General features: G+C 68.0%; 16 protein-coding genes. 10 read left to right on the top strand and 6 right to left on the bottom strand.

Annotated elements, in window-relative coordinates; all coding sequences use genetic code 11:
* Positions 1-12 precede the first annotated feature (12 nt).
* Genes RIA68_08620 through RIA68_08605 form a run of 4 tightly spaced genes read left to right on the top strand, consistent with a single transcriptional unit; the run spans position 13 to position 2,917 of the window.
* Complete coding sequence (locus RIA68_08620) at positions 13-573, top strand: DUF1569 domain-containing protein (protein MEQ8317504.1); 561 nt, start codon at positions 13-15, stop codon at positions 571-573.
* Positions 570-1,097: a hypothetical protein gene (locus tag RIA68_08615; protein ID MEQ8317503.1), complete on the top strand. Its 528-nt coding sequence runs from the start codon at positions 570-572 to the stop codon at positions 1,095-1,097. Before RIA68_08620 ends, RIA68_08615 begins: the two co-directional genes overlap by 4 nt.
* A gap of 41 nt (positions 1,098-1,138) precedes the next feature.
* Positions 1,139-1,651: a host attachment protein gene (locus tag RIA68_08610; GenBank protein MEQ8317502.1), complete on the top strand. Its 513-nt coding sequence runs from the start codon at positions 1,139-1,141 to the stop codon at positions 1,649-1,651.
* Positions 1,652-1,699: 48 nt separating this feature from the next.
* Positions 1,700-2,917 (top strand): GNAT family N-acetyltransferase, encoded by a 1,218-nt coding sequence (locus RIA68_08605; GenBank protein MEQ8317501.1) that lies wholly within the window; start codon positions 1,700-1,702, stop codon positions 2,915-2,917.
* Positions 2,918-2,926: 9 nt separating this feature from the next.
* Here the strand turns inward: RIA68_08605 and RIA68_08600 are convergent, their stop codons facing one another.
* Complete coding sequence (locus tag RIA68_08600; protein MEQ8317500.1) at positions 2,927-3,901, bottom strand: DUF58 domain-containing protein; 975 nt, start codon at positions 3,899-3,901, stop codon at positions 2,927-2,929.
* Between the two features lie 53 nt (positions 3,902-3,954).
* On the opposite strand from RIA68_08600, the gene cls reads away from it, so the two are divergent.
* The gene (gene cls, locus RIA68_08595) at positions 3,955-5,448 is read left to right on the top strand and encodes a cardiolipin synthase (GenBank protein MEQ8317499.1); all 1,494 of its coding nucleotides are present in this window, start codon (positions 3,955-3,957) and stop codon (positions 5,446-5,448) included.
* An 11-nt stretch (positions 5,449-5,459) separates the two neighbouring features.
* On the opposite strand, the gene RIA68_08590 is transcribed toward cls, so the two are convergent.
* The 3 genes from RIA68_08590 to RIA68_08580 all read right to left on the bottom strand — a co-directional run bounded on the left by RIA68_08590 (position 5,460) and on the right by RIA68_08580 (position 8,100).
* Positions 5,460-6,875, bottom strand: a complete 1,416-nt coding sequence (locus RIA68_08590) for a TlpA disulfide reductase family protein (protein MEQ8317498.1) — start codon at positions 6,873-6,875, stop codon at positions 5,460-5,462.
* 120 nt (positions 6,876-6,995) lie between these two features.
* Entirely contained in the window at positions 6,996-7,475 is a 480-nt protein-coding gene (locus tag RIA68_08585) for an SRPBCC family protein (GenBank protein ID MEQ8317497.1), read from the bottom strand.
* A gap of 37 nt (positions 7,476-7,512) precedes the next feature.
* Positions 7,513-8,100 (bottom strand): DUF4287 domain-containing protein, encoded by a 588-nt coding sequence (locus RIA68_08580; GenBank protein ID MEQ8317496.1) that lies wholly within the window; start codon positions 8,098-8,100, stop codon positions 7,513-7,515.
* 103 nt (positions 8,101-8,203) lie between these two features.
* Between RIA68_08580 and RIA68_08575 the strand changes: the two genes are divergently transcribed.
* Entirely contained in the window at positions 8,204-9,022 is an 819-nt protein-coding gene (locus tag RIA68_08575; GenBank protein ID MEQ8317495.1) for a hypothetical protein, read from the top strand.
* Between the two features lie 99 nt (positions 9,023-9,121).
* Positions 9,122-10,849 carry an acyl-CoA carboxylase subunit beta gene (locus tag RIA68_08570; GenBank protein ID MEQ8317494.1) on the top strand — a complete coding sequence of 576 codons (1,728 nt, stop codon included), beginning with the start codon at positions 9,122-9,124 and terminating at the stop codon, positions 10,847-10,849.
* Positions 10,850-10,852: 3 nt separating this feature from the next.
* Here RIA68_08570 and RIA68_08565 read toward each other — a convergent pair whose 3' ends face one another.
* Positions 10,853-11,239: a hypothetical protein gene (locus RIA68_08565; GenBank protein ID MEQ8317493.1), complete on the bottom strand. Its 387-nt coding sequence runs from the start codon at positions 11,237-11,239 to the stop codon at positions 10,853-10,855.
* Positions 11,223-11,774: an RNA polymerase sigma factor gene (locus RIA68_08560; protein ID MEQ8317492.1), complete on the bottom strand. Its 552-nt coding sequence runs from the start codon at positions 11,772-11,774 to the stop codon at positions 11,223-11,225. The genes RIA68_08565 and RIA68_08560 overlap by 17 nt, the downstream gene beginning before the upstream one ends.
* Before the next feature lie 93 nt (positions 11,775-11,867).
* Here RIA68_08560 and RIA68_08555 point away from each other — a divergent pair, with 93 nt between their 5' ends.
* From RIA68_08555 to RIA68_08545, 3 genes are all read left to right on the top strand, one after another.
* The gene (locus RIA68_08555) at positions 11,868-12,335 is read left to right on the top strand and encodes an META domain-containing protein (GenBank protein ID MEQ8317491.1); all 468 of its coding nucleotides are present in this window, start codon (positions 11,868-11,870) and stop codon (positions 12,333-12,335) included.
* Positions 12,332-13,426 carry a hypothetical protein gene (locus tag RIA68_08550; protein ID MEQ8317490.1) on the top strand — a complete coding sequence of 365 codons (1,095 nt, stop codon included), beginning with the start codon at positions 12,332-12,334 and terminating at the stop codon, positions 13,424-13,426. Before RIA68_08555 ends, RIA68_08550 begins: the two co-directional genes overlap by 4 nt.
* Positions 13,427-13,576: 150 nt before the next feature.
* Positions 13,577-15,523 carry a 5'-nucleotidase C-terminal domain-containing protein gene (locus tag RIA68_08545; GenBank protein ID MEQ8317489.1) on the top strand — a complete coding sequence of 649 codons (1,947 nt, stop codon included), beginning with the start codon at positions 13,577-13,579 and terminating at the stop codon, positions 15,521-15,523.
* The last annotated feature ends 26 nt before the right edge of the window (positions 15,524-15,549 follow it).

Genomic DNA, 15,549 nt, shown 5'->3' with positions numbered 1-15,549 from the left:
AAAGGAGACTCGATGTCGCAGACCGCCCAGACCGCATCGGCCGCCGGATCGGCCGACCACCGTACCCCTGTCGACACCAAGACCGCCCGTCGTCGCACGCTCGCCTTTGCCAACTTCGACGAGGTCTCGCAGGACCTCGACCGCCTCGAGGCTGCGATGAACGCCGGCACGCTCACGAACACCGGCAACTGGACCGCGGGCCAGGTGTTCGACCACACGGGCAAGTTTCTCCAGTTCGCCTACGACGGCTTCCCGTCCAAGGCCCCGCCGCCCGTCCGGTGGATCGCCCGCATGATGCTCAAGAAGAAGGCCACCGAGACCGAAGAGCCGCTGCCCTCGGGCTTCAAGCTGCCAAAGCAGGCGTCGGCCCTGCTCCCGCGCGACGGCATCACCGACGCCGAGGGCCTGGCCTTCCTCCGCCAGCAGGTGGCGCGCGTGCATGCGGGTGAGAAGTTCACGCGTCCGAGCCCGCTGCTCGGCTCGCTCACGCACGACGAGTGGCTCACGCTCCAGCGCAAGCACCTGGCGCTGCATCTCTCGTTCCTCGATCCCGGGAATGTCGGAGCAGGATGAACCTGCGCACGCTCCAGGTCATCGGGGCCGCGCTCATCGCGGGCATCCTCATCATGACCGCCACGATGGGCGCGTTCGCGTATGCGCGTAGCGCGCCGCCAGTCGCCGGGCTGCTGCCTCCCCTCGCCGGCGCCGCGGCCCTGGCCATTCCGGCGTGCGTGCTCGCGGGCATCGCCGTCCGGGCCAACTTGCTGCAGCAGGCTCGCACATCGTGGCTTCGCGGCGAGTATGGCAGCAGCCGACCGGGCCCCGAGCAAGACGCCGTGACCAGCTTCGAGGAGGCCTACGTCCGGGGCACGCTCATCCTCATGGCAGCCATCGAGGGCTTCGGCCTGCTCGGCGCCACGTGTGCCCTGATCACGGGCCAGTTGCTGTTCCTGGCCTCGCCCATGCTTGCGGTGCTCGGCATCGGCCTGATCTTCCCGACCGAGGCCAAGTTTCGCGCCACAGTCGAGCGGCTTACCCGGCCGCCCGAAGAACGTGAACGCCGATTCATCGAGTCGCTCGAGGCCGATTCACGTTGAAGGGCGACACTCCCTGTGAAGTATCACGCAGGGAGGACCCCATGACCCAACGTACGAGCCACTCCACGACCGAATCTTCCAAGAGCGCCGCCGTCGTACTGGCTGATCAGCGCGTTGCTCGCGTGCTCATTGCCCGGCCGACGCAAGGCAAGGCCCTCGACCTGACCGAGGCCGACTCGATCTCGAACGATCACGAAGGGGTGCACCAGCGGACGCGGCCCGACATGCTCAGCGGGCCCGGCAAGCGCGGGGCCGAGGCGGGCAGCGGCGTCGTCGGCGGCCCGCACACGGTCAACAACTCTGAGGACACCCAGGCCGAGGAAGACCGCCGCTTCGCGCGCGAAGTCGCCTCGTGGCTCGCCGACCGTCCCGAGCGCACCGATGGCGATCGGCTCCAGGTGTTTGCGTCCCGCCGCTTCCTCGGCATGCTGCGAGACCAGCTCGACCCAAACAAGGCGTCCCACGTCGAGCTGAGCGACGGCGAGTACGCCCAGATGCCCGACAGCGAACTGCGAACCCATGCTGCCCTGCGCCGGGCCCTACCTTTGGGCTAGCGCCGGCCCCGTCCGCGGCCGGCCCGGTGCATGCACCCCGAGGGCATCATGGCCGCATCAGAACGAACGTTTGGTCCAGCCGAGGAGCGCGACCTACATGGCGCGAGCCTCGTGCTGTCGCGCGCCTTCAGCGTTCTGCCCGAGCAGTCCGTCGAGTGGATGCGTGACCGCATCACCCTGCGCGAGACCCGCGTGCTCCGCGAGGGCGGTGTCGTGCTCGCGACCTCGATGCGAGTGCCCATGGGCATGTGGCTGGGCGGCGTCAGCGTGCCGCACGTCGGCATCGCGGGCGTCGCCGTCGGGCCGCAGGCGCGAGGCCGCGGGCTCGCGCGCGACGTCATGCGTCGCTGCCTCCTCGAGATGCACGAGCGCGGCGAGCACGTTTCAACGCTCTACTCGGCCATGGAGCCGCTCTACCGAAGCGTGGGCTACGACTACGCCGGCCATATCTATACCGCCCGCGTGCCCGCCGGCATGATCGAGGCCACCGACCGCGGCGCCGACTGGCGCGAGATGACCGAGGCCGACGCGTCGGGCGTCGAGGCCTGCGCCAACGAGCGCGCTCGATGCGTGCCCGCCGCCCTCGACCGCGGCCCGTACGTCTGGCACCGCGTGCGAAACCCGAGAGCCGGCCCCGCCCAGGCGTTCGTGGCCGAGGACGACTCGGGCAACGTCGAGGCCTACTGCATCTACCGCATCGAGACCCGGGAGGATGGGCCGACCGCCGGAAACGCCCGCGGCAACGTCATGCACCTCGTCGACCACGGCTATTCGAGTGGTCGAGGGCTCGACCGCTTGCTGGGCTTTCTGCGAGGGTTCTCGTCGATCGTTGGGGAGATCGAGTTTTCCGATCATCCCGGCTCGCCGTTGCTGCAGCGCCTGCCCGACCGCCGGTTCACGTTCGAGATGCGCGATCCCTGGATGCTCCGGGTCGTCGACGTCGCGGGCGCCCTCGAAGCTCGCCGCTACGCACCCTCGCTCTCGTGCGAGTTCACGCTGCACGTCCGCGACGCACTCATTGAGGCGAACAACACGCCTGTGCGCGTCCGCATCGCCGATGGCCGGGCCGATGTGGGGCCGGCTCCTTCCGGCGCGCGCGACGCCATCGGTCTCGACGTGCGACACCTCGCCCCGCTTTATACGGGCTTGCAGAGTGCCCGGCGGCTCGCAGCGCTGGGCCTTGTCGAGGGGCCACCGCGCGACATCGCCGATCTTGAAGCCGCCTTTGCAGGCTCGGGAGCGCCGACCATGTTCGATCACTTCTGAACCCGTGGGCTACAGCAGCACGCCTCGCGCGCGAAGCGAGCCCGTGAGCACGTCGCGCGCTTCGGCGTCGCTGGGCACCATCATGTACCCGATACCCCGAGCGCTGGCCAGCCGCGCCAGCCGATCGTTGTGGGCCTGCAGCCGCTTGCGATACTCGGCGATGAGCGAGGGCGTCACGGTCACCTCTGCCGTTCGCCCGCTCTCGACGTCGGTCAGCATCACGTCGCCCAGCAGCCCCGCGTCGGCCTCGGTGGCCGGGTCGATCTCGCCCGGGGCGAGCACTTGCAGTAGTACGGTGTCGAAGCCCCCGCCCTGTGCGAACGCCATGGCGTTGAGGGCGGGCGTCAGGTCTTCGTCGGTCAGGAAGTCGCTGAGCACCACCAGCACGCCCTTGCCCACGCGCGCGCGCGCGAGCCGCAGCAGCGCCGGCACGAGCTCCGGACGATTGGGCGTCACGCCGCCGGGCTCGGCGACCGCCTGGCGGTACACGAACTCGAGCAGTCGCCCGGCCCCCGATCGCCCGCGCACCGGCGGCATCCGCAGCACGTCGGGCCGCCCGGGTACGCCCAGGGCCCACACGCTCACGCGATCCTGATTGCTCAGGCCCACGTAGGCGACCGCAACGGCCAGGCGGCGCGCGAGCTCCAGCTTCGGCGGCCGGCCCGCCTCCATCGACCGAGAGCAGTCGATCGCCACGTGCAGCGCGAGGTCTTCTTCCTCTAGGAAGAGCTTGAGGAAGAGTTTCTCGAGCCGGGCGTACAGGTTCCAGTCCAGGTGCCGCAGGTCATCGCCGCGCACGTACTCGCGGAAGTCGTCGAACTCGACGCTCTGGCCGCGCTTCTTGCTGCGTCGCTCGCCCGGCAGCTTGCCCGCGAAGATCTTCCGGCTGCGCAGCCGCATCCGGCCCAGCGTCTCGAGCAAGGCCGGACCGAGGGCCTCTTCGAGCGACTGCGGGTTGAACGGGCGGCCCGGGGCATGCAGCACGGCGTGGCTCCTGTCGGCCGATGGTACGACCCGTTCGCGGGTAACAATCCGCCATGGATGACTTCCCCTTGGCGTTGCTCGTGACGCTGGCGCAGGCCGAAGGCGGCGACTCGCTCTCGGCGTGGTTGCCCCTGGCGTACCTGCTCCTGGAGTGGGTCATCAGGCTCGTGCTCGCGCCCATCATCATCCGCAAGCACTCGGCCGGCGAAGCCCTGGCCTGGCTCGCGCTCGCGCTCTTCCAGCCCATCCCGGGCGCCGTGCTCTACGCCGCGTTTGGCCGTCAACTCCTGGGTCGCCGCCGCGTCAAGGCCAACCAGCGAGCCGCCCGGCTGGTCGAGACCGTCGACCGCATCAATGCGCTCGAAGCGCACGCGGCGCCGCGAGACGCGATCGATCCCGGATACCGAGACCTGTTCCGCCTGGCCACCATGGTGGGCGGCTACCGGCCGCTGCTGGGCAATAACGGCCGGATCATCGACAGCGGCTACTTCATCGACCACCTCGTTGAGGCCATCGACGCCGCCGAGAACCACGTCCACCTGCTCACCTACATCTTCCGCGACGACACTAACGGCCGGAAGATCGGCGACGCGCTCGTCCGGGCCGCCGAGCGGGGCGTCGTCTGCCGCGTGCTGGCCGACGGGTCGGGCTCGGCCGACTTCTTCCAGACGCTGGGCCGAGAGCTTCGCGAGAAGGGCGTGCTCGTGCGGGACGCGCTACCGAGCCGGTTCTTCCGCCGCACGCTCGCGCGTATCGACGTGCGCAACCACCGCAAGCTGACGATCATCGATGGTCGGATTGCGTACACCGGGAGCCAGAACATCTGCGACCTCGACTACGGCAACCGCAGGTATGGCCCGTGGATCGATCTCACCGCACGCATCACCGGCCCGCTGGCGATGCAGATGCAGTTGCTTTTTCTCGAGGATTGGGTCGCCGAGACGGGTGCAATGCCCGGGCCCGAAGGAGACCTCTTCCCCGAACCCGAGCATACGGGCAAGATCATCGCCCAGGCCATTCCCAGCGGACCCGGCCGGCGGGAGGAAGCGTTTCGTGACGTCATCCTGAGCGCTATCAACGAGGCCAATGAGCGCATCGTGATGGTCACGCCCTACCTCATCCCCGATCCACCCACGCAGCTCGCGCTCCGCCTGCGCGCGCTGGCGGGTGTGAAGGTCGACGTCATCATCCCCGAGAAGACCAACTCGTTCCTGGTCAACGCTGCGGCCAAGAGCGTGCTCGAGGAGCTCCTCGACGCCGGCGCGAGCGTCCACCTGCACCAGCAGGGCCTGCTGCACGTCAAGGCGTTAACGGTTGACGACTCGCTGAGCGTCTTCGGCTCGGGAAACTTCGACCGCAGGAGCTTCCGGCTCAACTACGAGCTCAACCTGCTCGCCCACGGCGAGGACGTCACGACCGCGCTTCGGTCGCGGCTGCTGCAATACCTCGAGGATTGCCGCCCGCTGGGCAAGGAGGAACTCGCCGACCGCCCGTGGCTGCAGAAGCTGGCCGACGACACGGCCAAGATCGTCTCGCCGCTGCTGTAACTGCGATCGCGTCAGCCGCCCTGCTTGCCTTCGTCCTGCTTGTTCTCGGCAGGGCCCTGGTTCTGGTTCGCGCTCGGGCCGGCGTTCTCCGGCATCGGCGGCTCAACACCCATCTCCACCAGCAGGGCGTCGATGATCTCGACCTTCTCCTTCAGGGGCATGGCCGGGTGCAGGCCGTTGTGACGCACGATGCCCTTGCCGTCGATGATCGCAACGTGCGGAATGCCGCTCACGTTGAAGTCCGGGTTGAACACGTCCTGCTCGGTGAACACGACCGGCCACGACACGCCGTGCTCTTCCATCACGGCGGGCATCAGGTCGTACTCCTTCTGCGGATCATCCTCGCAGTCGACCGGTCCGTCCTGGTCTGGCAGGCCATAGACCGCGCCCTGCAGGCTGGTCACGCCGACGATGGTCACCGGCTTGCCTTCGTAGTAGTCCAGCATTTCCTGCAGCTTCGGGAAGCTCGCGATGCAGGGGCCGCACCAGGTAGCCCAGAAGTCGACGACGACGATGGTGCCCTCGAGGTCGGCGAACGAGGTCAGCGATTCATCGCTCGACCAAGTAATGGCCATCTCGGGCACCGGATGATCGATGAGCTCGCCCCGGACCGCTGCGCCGTCCATCCGGCCCAGCGTGTTGCGGACGTACGCCAGCGTTTCGCCCAGCACGGGCTCGCCGTCCTCGTCGGTGGTCTCGATGCTCTTGCGAAGCATGCGGACGAGCCCGAGGCGGATCGTCTCGCGCTCTTCCTCGGAGACGTCTGGCACCCGCTCGAGCGTTTGCCAGTAGATCGCGCCGTCGAGCCCCATCTCGGGTGATGCGTCGGCGAGCATGACGCCCAGCGCCAGGATGCCGTCGCGGTACGTTGCCATGTTCTCGCGCGACGTCGCGGTGATGGCCCGGCCGATGCTTATGGCCCCGCCGCTGCGCACGGCGTCGTGCAGCTTCGGGTGGTTCAGCACCGCCGCCAGCGCCTCGCTCTGGGCCTGCGGCGTCGGCCGATTGGTGCGCGTGGGCACGCCGCGCAGGAGGAGGTCGAGCGTCAGGAGCGAGGCCTCTTCCACAGACTCGGCCTCGGCCTGCTCCAGCAACTCCGCGACCCGGGCCGTGGCCGTCTCCCGCGTATCGTCGCCGTTGAACAGTCCCGCCGCGTAGAGCGTCGCCAGCCCGTCCCGATCCATCGTGGCCAGATCGACCTTCGCGAGCGTCTCCTCGTGCAGCGCGATCCACTCCTCGTAGGTCGGCTGGCCCGTCTCGCGCATCTCGTCCCACACCTCGAAGTACGCCTCGACCAGCGCATCGAGGTCGGGCGTCGCGGCGTCCGCCGCGGCTTCGTCTTGTCCGAGGGCACCACCTGCCAATGCCAGCAGGGCGATGGCGGGCGTCAGGGCCTTCATGCGGAGCGTCGTGCGAATCGGGGGCATGTCGTGGGTCTCCGTTCTCCGGGTGTCGGCCGCCCGTGGTCCGAGCGGGGTGCGTTGGTCCTAAGGCTAGTGGCGTGGGGCCGGCGCGAGCAACGCGCTGAACATCGCCCGAATGCCGCGTCAGCCCGTCGGGGCGGTGGTTCCCTGGCCGCCCTCGACGTACGCCTTGATGTCCGCCAGGTCCTTCTCCATCATCTTCCGCATCGTGCCCTTCATCATGAGGCCCATGATCGGCGACATGATCTTCGCGTACAGCGAGATCGCCTTGGTGTCGATGTCGTAGCTCAGCCGGCAGCCGCCGAGCGATTCTTGGTCGCACGCGACTCGGCTGTCGAATCGCGCGCCGCACGAGATGGCGCTCAGCACGTACGACCGGGGTGGGTCGTACTCGGTGACCTCCATCTCCTCGGTCGCCTGCTTGCCCATCATCGTCCGTGTTTCCTTGAATCGCGTGCCGATGCCGACCGCACTCCCGTTGTTGGCCTGGTCGAGCATCTCGACCGAGTCGATGCCCGAGATCATCTCGGCCGCATTCGAGAAGTTGCTCACCGCGGCAAACACCGCCTCCTGCGGCGCGTCGATCGTCGTGGACAGGTACATGCGCATCGTAAACCCCCTTCGAGTCCGCTGAGATCGCTCAGGCCCGGTCGTACGCCTCGCGCAGGTATGCCATCACCTCGGCATCCACGTCCTTGACCTTTTCCAGCCGCACGCGGTGGCTGACCATCGTGTTGAAGCTCCCCGACTTCTCGAGCCGGTCGGTCGCCTTCTTCGGCGGCTCCTTGAGCTGGATGCCAAGGTCGACCCGAGTCTTGGTGCTGGGCTGGACGAGCGCGAACTGCTTGCTCCGCCGCAAGCTCACGTAGCTCTTCTTGGGCGCAATCTCGACGTCCTTGCCGAACGCCTTCACCTTCTTGATCAGTGCGTCATGGATGGGCCGCAGGTCCGCCTTGGCCCCCGCGTATTGCGCCGCGACTAGGTCCTCGCCCTCGCTCGCGCTGGTCTTCTTGCCGCTGGCGATGCCCACGCTTCCCTTGGCCTCGTGGGCGACGAGGTTGGCGTAGCCGTGCGTGAGGCCGTGCTCTTCCTTGAGGTGCTTGACGACTTCGCCGTGCTTGGTGAGGCCCGAACCCTTCGCGACCTTCGCCCACTGCGCCAGGCTCTTGCCCGTGTTCTTCTTCAGGTTGTCGGCCATGGTCTTGGCCATCTCTTCGGGCGTCGCCATCGCGGGCCTCCGGTCTGGGCTGGCGGGGGTTCGGTGTCTGTGAACCCACACGGATGTCAGTATAGTGGAAGCCCGGCAAGCCCGAACGCCGATTTTCTGCCAGATGCCGGGTCACGCTGCAAACCAAAGGATCACCTGCCCCTGCGGGGCCACGATCGATATCGACGACGTCAACGTGTCGGAAGGCGTCGCGCTCTGCCGCCGGTGCGGTCGGCTGAGCCGCCTGGCCGACCTTGCCACGTCGACCGGCGAGCGTTCGAGCGGATCGAGCAAGGATCAGGCCGAAGCCCGGAAGGCCGTCGCCTTGGCCCAGGGCGAGCCGCCGCGCGGCTGTGCTATCCGAGACTTCGGAGACCGAGTTGTCCTTCGCGCCTCGGCCCGCTCGCTGGCCGGTGCGGCTGGCTTGGCCTTCTTCGCGATCTTCTGGAACGGCATCGTGTCGATCTTCCTCGTCATCATGGTTGCCTCGTTCCTCCATCACGCCGGCATCACGCTGCCCGCGTGGTTCCCCACGCCCTTCGGCGGTGGGGGCGGCGGTGGTGGCAGCAACCAGAACATGCCGCTCGGCATGACGATCTTCATGGCGTTGTTCCTCACGCCGTTCGTTCTGGTTGGCGTGACGATGATCGGCGCCCTGCTCGTGACGATCATCGGCCGCGTCGAGGTTCGTCTCCGCGGCCCGGACGGCATCGTGTTTACTGGTGTCGGTCCGGTCGGCTGGAAGCGGCGATTCGAGGCCGACACCGTCGAGGCTGTGCTTCTGACCGACGCCGACATCGAAGAGAACGGCAAGAAGAAGCGAGCCATCGCTATCGAGACGGGCAAGAAGACCATCAAGTTTGCATCGCTGCTACCCGACCAGCGCCGCCTCTGGCTCGGCGGCGTGCTCAAGACGATGCTCGTGCCGCTGCCACGCCGGTAGCCGAAGGACTCCAGTTCGGCCCGTCGTCACGATCTGGTTCTCACGCCTCCTTCCCCATACGCTACCGGCGAACCCATCCTCAAACGCCGGAGCCCCGCCTTGACTGCCGCGACGACTGCCCCAGCTACCGCCCCTTCCACGCTCAAAGACGCCAACGCCCGGTCCCTCGCCCGCGAGGCCGTCATCCGCAAGGGCGGGGGCGACAAGGCCATCGAGCGCCAGCACAAGAAGGACCGCCTCACCGCCCGCGAGCGCATCGCCCGCCTGCTGGACACCTCGATCGAATGGAAAGCCGACCCGCACTCGGCCGAGATCCCCGGCTTCGTGGAGCTTGGCCTCTGGTGCGCCGACGGCATGTACAAGGGGCACGGCGGCGCTCCCGGCGCGGGTGTGGTCACGGGCATCGGCGTCGTGCAGGGCCGCCGCCACGTCATCATTGCGAACGACGCGACGGTGAAGGCCGGCGCGTTCTTCCCAATGACCTGCAAGAAGATCATCCGCGCCCAGCACGTCGCGCGCATGGCCAGGCTGCCGCTCATCTACCTCGTCGACAGTGCGGGCGTGTACCTGCCATTGCAAGAAGACGTGTTCCCCGACACCGACGACTTCGGCCGCATCTTCTATCTCAACAGCGTCATGAGCGCCGAGGGTCTGCAGCAGACCGCCGCCATCATGGGCTTCTGCGTCGCCGGCGGGGGCTACCTGCCCGTGCTGTGCGACACTCTGCTCATGACCGAGGGCAGCGGCTTGTACCTCGCCGGCCCGGCGCTCGTCAAGGCCGCCATCGGGCAGGACGTCACCGACGAAGAGCTCGGCGGCGCTTCCATGCACGCGGCCATCAGCGGCACCATCGACTTCAAGGAGCCCGACGACGAGTCCTGCCTGACGCGCGTTCGGGAAGTCGTCGGCAAGAACGGCGGCGAACTCCCGGCCACGCCCGACGGCGTCAACCCACTCCGTGACGGCAACGACATCTACGACATCTTCACCGACAAGTCGGGCCAGCAGTACGACGTGCGCGACATCCTCGCCTGCGTCGTCGACGCACGGGCCCTGCCCAACGAAGAGGGCCACGAGAGCCTGGAGCCCGACTTCGACGAGTACAAGGCCGACTACGGCCAGAGCCTCGTCTGCGGCTACGCCCGCATCGGCGGCCACCCCTGCGGCATCGTCGCCAACCAGTGCGAGCTCACCCAGCGCGTCCAGCCCGGCGGCAAGGCCGGTCCATCCAAGGCCGCGGGCATGCCCCGCGTCATCTACGACGACAGCGCCGAAAAGGCCGCCCGCTTCATCATGGACTGTAACCAGCGGAAGGTCCCGCTCGTCTTCATCCACGACACGACGGGCTTCATGGTTGGCCGAGACAGCGAGCAGGCCGGCATCATCCGCAGCGGCGCCAAGCTCGTCAACGCCATGAGCAACTGCGTGGTGCCCAAGATCGTCCTCATCACCGGAAGCAGCTACGGCGCCGGCAACTATGCCATGTGCGGCCGCGCCTTCGAGCCCTTCCTCACCCTCGCGTGGCCCGCCGCCAAGTGCGCCGTCATGGGGGCCGCCCAGTCCACCGGCGTGCTGGCCACCATCGAAGAACGCAGCCGCGAGCGCAAGGGCGAGACCATCGACGAGGAAACCCACAAGCAGATCCTCGAGGCCGTCCGCGCCAGCTATAACGAGCAGCAAGACATCCACTACGGCGCCGCCCGGGGCTGGGTCGACCGCCTCATCCAGCCCCACAACACCCGGGCCGAGCTCACCGACGCCCTCGCGAGCGCGAACCAGGGCTGGGACTACAAGCGGGAGTTCAAGACCGGGGTGCTGCAGACCTGAGGCTTAGCGCTCGCTTGCCGCGTTCACGTGTTCGGCCAGCCGTGCTACCTGGAGCTCGACGCGCTTCAGTTCCCGCGTCGTCGCCACCCGGCTCAGCTCCATCCAGTAGCCGATCTTCATGAGCATCACGCCCAGGAAGCCCACGAAGAACGCGCCCATCCACGGCATCCGCGACATCGCGTCGTCGGCCAGGAAGAACCGGACAGCCGAGAATACCGCGATGCCCATGAACACGATCGAGATCGTGAACGACATCACCAGGTAGGTCTTCGACAGCGAGGTAAAGCTGTCGACGACCTGCGCGATGGGCGACTGCTCGCCCAGCGAGTCGAACCACGCCCGATCCTCCTCGCTCAGCGCCGAGCGGATCGTTTCATCTACGTTCTTCATCGTCGTTCCTTTCGATGATCAGCTTGAGCTCTGCCCGTGCGTGGAACAGTCGGCTCTTGATGGTGCCCGTCGGGACGGCGAACACCTCGGCGAGCTGGCCCACGCTGAGGCCCTCCAGGTAATGCAGCGCCAGCAGCACGCGGCGCTCGGCCGGCATTACCGCCAGCGACCGCCGCAGCTCCGTGCTCGCGCCGTCGTCTTCCGCGTCGACCGAGCAGTTCCGGCCCCCGGCCATGGCCGCCCGCCGCTGCGCCGCCTCCGACCGCACGTAGTCGGCACACTTGTTGGTGGCGATGCGGTACGCCCAGGGCCCGAACCGCGCCGGGTCGTCCAGCCGCCGCATGCCGCGAGCGATCGCGATCCACGCCTCCTGCACCACGTCCTCGGCGGCCGCCGCATCGCGCAGGTACCGCGCCGCGTGCCGCAGCAGTCGCGCGTGCCACCGATCGGTCAGCTTCGAGAACGACCGCACGCACCCGCCCGCGGCCCGCATCACCAGCAGCTCTTCGGCGATGTCGACGCTGCCGCGTGCCATGGACGATCCCTCCGCTGGTATACAGTCGCACCGCGGCCCCGATCGGTTCAACGATCCGCACGCTCCCCGGGCCTCCATCGACGAGGGACGACCATGAAGATGATCCTCCGCACCTCCCTGCTGGCCCTCTTGCCGGCCCTCCTGCTCGCACTGGCCGCCTGCGCAGCCCAGCAAGATGGTCCGGCCGGCCCCGGGGACGCAGCGGATGCCGCATCTCCCATCGGCTCGTGGAGCCTGACCAAGATCGAGGACGAGCGCTACGACCTGCCGAGCAGTGCCCGCACGCCCACGCTCGTCATCAGCGAACGCGGCGGCCTCTCGGGCCAGGCCGGCGTCAATCGATTCACCGGCAAGGCTGACTCGGACGCTCTCAAGGGCGGAAGCTGGGAGCCCGGCGGCATCGCCATGACCCGCATGGGCGGCGAGCCCGACGCCATGCGCTTCGAGCAGCGGTACGTTGCTTTCATCCAGCGTGCCGACACGATCGCCGTCGGCCCGCAATGGCTCGAGCTGCGCGTCGGCAACCGCCCGCTGCTCCGCTTCGCCCGCGCCGGCCGATGACGGTCGCACCCAGCACCAGCCAGCGGCCCGCGCCCCGGATCGCGCTGCTGACCTGTCGACACCACGACCACATCGACCACGCCTCCGAGGGCAAGTTGATGCAGGAACTGGTCCGCCAAGGCGGGGTCGTCACGCTGATCGCGTGGACGGACCTGATCGATCTTGTCGCCAGAGAATCTGGTGAAGAGGTCCAGTACATCGACGCTACCCAGAGCCGGTTCGACGTTCTGGTGCTGCGGACAACATGGGACTATTGGGATCGACTTGAAGAATTCCGCGCTCTTCTTGAGGGATGCGTCGTCGAAGACGAGGCACAGCTGTTCAACAAGGCGAAGTCAGTCCTCGCCAACCTTGACAAGAGCTACCTCCTGGAACTCCAATCCGTCGGCGTCCCCATCGTCCCAACGATCATCGTGGAGGAGGGCCGCGAAGAAGCCGCCATCAACGACGCCGTCGCGAAAGGCTGGTCGGCCCTCGTCATCAAGCCAACGGTCGCCGCCGCCGCCGTCGGGCTGAAGAAGTTTGAGGCGCCCGATGGCGAGGCTCTCGCGTACCTGCGCGAACTCACCGAGGCCGGCGGCGCGCTCGTGCAGCCCTTCCTGCCGCGCGTCGTGAGCGAGGGCGAGACGTCGCTCGTCTACTTCAACAACGTCTTCTCTCACGCCGTCACCAAGGTGCCCGCCGCGGGCGACTTCCGCTCCCAGGTCGACTTCGGCGGCGCCTACACGCTCGTCGAGCCAACCGCGGCCCAGCAAGACGCCGCTCAGCGTGTCTTGGCCGCTTGGGAGCGGCGCTACGGCGAGCAACCGCTCTACGCCCGCGTCGACCTCGTCCCCGGCAACGACGGAACGCCCCTGCTCGGCGAGCTCGAACTCATCGAGCCCGAGCTCTTCCTCGACATGGCAGAGGATGCGGCGGCTACGTTCGCCAGCGCCATCCTCGCCCGCGTCGTCGACCACGAGCAACCGCCCGACCCGTGGTGGAAGACCGCGCTCGCCGGCATCGGCTGCCTGGTCGCGTCGGTTGCGGCGGCGATCATCGTCGTCACGGGCGTCATCACGCTGCTCGGCTGGCTCTTCGGCGGACCATGACCGACTGATCTCTGGCTCCAACACACCATCTTCGCGCATCGCTCACGCGGCCGAAACACCCGGTTTCAGCTCGATTCTTACCTTTGGTCACTGATCCTCTCATGGGCCGCTCGGCCCGTCGCACCACGAGATCAAAGGGACGGAAACCAGATGACCAAGCGATTCGCCTCCGCGTCGATGCTCCTGGCCGTGGCCGCCGGCACCGCGACCGCCCAGACCGACTTCTACCTCCACCTGCTCCACCACAACGACGGCGAGAGCCAGCTCATCGACGCCGGCAGCGGCCTCGAAGACTTCGGCGGCGTCGCCCGCTTCGCCACCGTCGTCAGCGACCTGCGCGCCGAGGCCACGACCTTCCCCGCCGGCAGCTTCGCTCGCGGCAGCCTGCTCATCACCAGCGGCGACAACTTCCTGCCCGGCCCCGAGTTCTCCGTCAGCCTCGACCGCGGCGTGCCCTTCTTCGACACCGTCGCGCTCGACCTGATCGGCTACGACGCGTTCATCATCGGCAACCATGAGTTCGACTTTGGCCCCGACATCCTCGAAGACTTCATCGCCGGCTTCAGCACCAACCCCGCCCCTTTCCTCTCGGCCAACCTCGACTTCAGCGCCGAGCCCGGCCTGCAGGCGTTGGTCGACGGCGGCCGCATCGCCCCGAGCACCGTCGTCGACGTCATGACCGACGCCGGCGTCCGTCGCGTGGGCATCGTCGGCGCCACCACGCCCAGCCTGCCGTTCATCTCCAGCCCGCGCGGCGTTACCGTCAGCGACGACCTGGTGAACATCATCCAGGCCGAGGTCGACGCCCTGACCTCGGGCGGCGTGGACATCATCGTCCTCTCCAGCCACCTCCAGGGCCTCACCGAAGAGCTCGACCTGATCCAGAACCTGCGAAACGTCGACGCCATCGTCGGCGGCGGCGGCGGCGAGCTCCTGGCCAACCCCTCCGACCTGCTCGTCCCCGGCGACACGCCCGACGAGGTCGCCGGCCAGAGCGGCTACCCCATCTTCGGCACCGACGCCGACGGCAACGACGTCCCGATCGTCACCACCAGCGGCGACTACCGCTACGTCGGCCGCCTCATCCTGGGCTTCGACGCCGACGGCAACCTGACCGAGATCCTCGACGCGTCCGGCCCCGTCCGCGTCTCGGGCATTAGCCCCGACGCCGTCGCCGCCGACCCGGTCATCCAGGCCGAGGTCGTCGACCCCGTGGCCGCGGGCGTTGCGGCGCTCGCCGCCAACGTCATCGGCTTCAGCGAGGTCGACCTCGACGGCCGCCGCTCGAGCGTGCGCAACGTCGAGACCAACCTGGGCAACCTGATCGCCGACTCGTTCCTGCAGACCGGCCTCGACCTGGCCGCCACCTTCGGCGTCGATGCGCCCGACGTGGCGCTGGCCAACGGCGGCGGCATCCGCAACGACAGCATCATCGCCTCGGGCGAGATCACCGAGCTGGACAGCTTCGACATCCTGCCCTTCAGCAACTTCATCACCATGGTGCCCGACGTGCCCGCCGAGCAGTTCAAGGAGATCCTGGAGAACGCCGTCAGCCGCCAGGGGCAGTCCAGCGGGCGCTTCGCCCAGATCGCCGGCTTCACGCTCGAGTTCGACTGGCGCCAGCAGGCCCAGGTCATCGACGGCGACGTCATCACCACGCCCGGCGAGCGCGTCCGCAGCGTCACCCTCAGCGACGGCACCATCATCGTTGAGAATGGCATGGTCCTTCCGGGCGCGCAAGACATCGACGTCGCCATCGTCGACTTCCTCGCCCGCGGCGGCGACCAGTATCCGTTCCGCGGCCTGCCCTTCACCACGCTGGGCGTCAGCTACCAGCAGAGCCTCGCCAGCATGATCGAGGACACCCTCATGGGCACCATCAGCATGACGGACTACCCCGAGGGCGGCACGGACCGCATCATCCAAAGCTGCTACGCCGACTTCGACCTCGACGGCGAGCTGACGCTGTTCGACTTCCTCGCCTTCCAGAACGCCTTCGACGCCGGCGAGACCAGTGCCGACTGCAACCGCGACGGCACGCTCGACCTCTTCGACTTCCTCTGCTTCCAGAACGGCTTCGCCGCCGGCTGCGACTGATTGGTCGCTTCGCCAGCGGGGCCGGA

The organism is Phycisphaerales bacterium (assembly GCA_040217175.1).
Classification (GTDB): domain Bacteria; phylum Planctomycetota; class Phycisphaerae; order Phycisphaerales; family UBA1924; genus JAHCJI01.
The sequence above is the reverse complement of the archived record's forward strand: the minus strand, read 5'-3'. Positions and strand labels throughout refer to the sequence as shown.

Excerpts from the sequence above, each read along its gene's own strand:
- RIA68_08620 (MEQ8317504.1), top strand. The coding sequence starts at position 13 with ATGTCGCAGACCGCCCAGACCGCATCGGCCGCCGGATCGGCCGACCAC.
- RIA68_08615 (MEQ8317503.1), top strand. The coding sequence starts at position 570 with ATGAACCTGCGCACGCTCCAGGTCATCGGGGCCGCGCTCATCGCGGGC.
- RIA68_08610 (MEQ8317502.1), top strand. The coding sequence starts at position 1,139 with ATGACCCAACGTACGAGCCACTCCACGACCGAATCTTCCAAGAGCGCC.
- RIA68_08605 (MEQ8317501.1), top strand. The coding sequence starts at position 1,700 with ATGGCCGCATCAGAACGAACGTTTGGTCCAGCCGAGGAGCGCGACCTA.
- cls (MEQ8317499.1), top strand. The coding sequence starts at position 3,955 with ATGGATGACTTCCCCTTGGCGTTGCTCGTGACGCTGGCGCAGGCCGAA.
- RIA68_08590 (MEQ8317498.1), bottom strand. The coding sequence starts at position 6,875 with ATGCCCCCGATTCGCACGACGCTCCGCATGAAGGCCCTGACGCCCGCC.
- RIA68_08585 (MEQ8317497.1), bottom strand. The coding sequence starts at position 7,475 with ATGTACCTGTCCACGACGATCGACGCGCCGCAGGAGGCGGTGTTTGCC.
- RIA68_08580 (MEQ8317496.1), bottom strand. The coding sequence starts at position 8,100 with ATGGCGACGCCCGAAGAGATGGCCAAGACCATGGCCGACAACCTGAAG.
- RIA68_08575 (MEQ8317495.1), top strand. The coding sequence starts at position 8,204 with ATGCCGGGTCACGCTGCAAACCAAAGGATCACCTGCCCCTGCGGGGCC.
- RIA68_08565 (MEQ8317493.1), bottom strand. The coding sequence starts at position 11,239 with ATGAAGAACGTAGATGAAACGATCCGCTCGGCGCTGAGCGAGGAGGAT.
- RIA68_08560 (MEQ8317492.1), bottom strand. The coding sequence starts at position 11,774 with ATGGCACGCGGCAGCGTCGACATCGCCGAAGAGCTGCTGGTGATGCGG.
- RIA68_08555 (MEQ8317491.1), top strand. The coding sequence starts at position 11,868 with ATGAAGATGATCCTCCGCACCTCCCTGCTGGCCCTCTTGCCGGCCCTC.
- RIA68_08550 (MEQ8317490.1), top strand. The coding sequence starts at position 12,332 with ATGACGGTCGCACCCAGCACCAGCCAGCGGCCCGCGCCCCGGATCGCG.
- RIA68_08545 (MEQ8317489.1), top strand. The coding sequence starts at position 13,577 with ATGACCAAGCGATTCGCCTCCGCGTCGATGCTCCTGGCCGTGGCCGCC.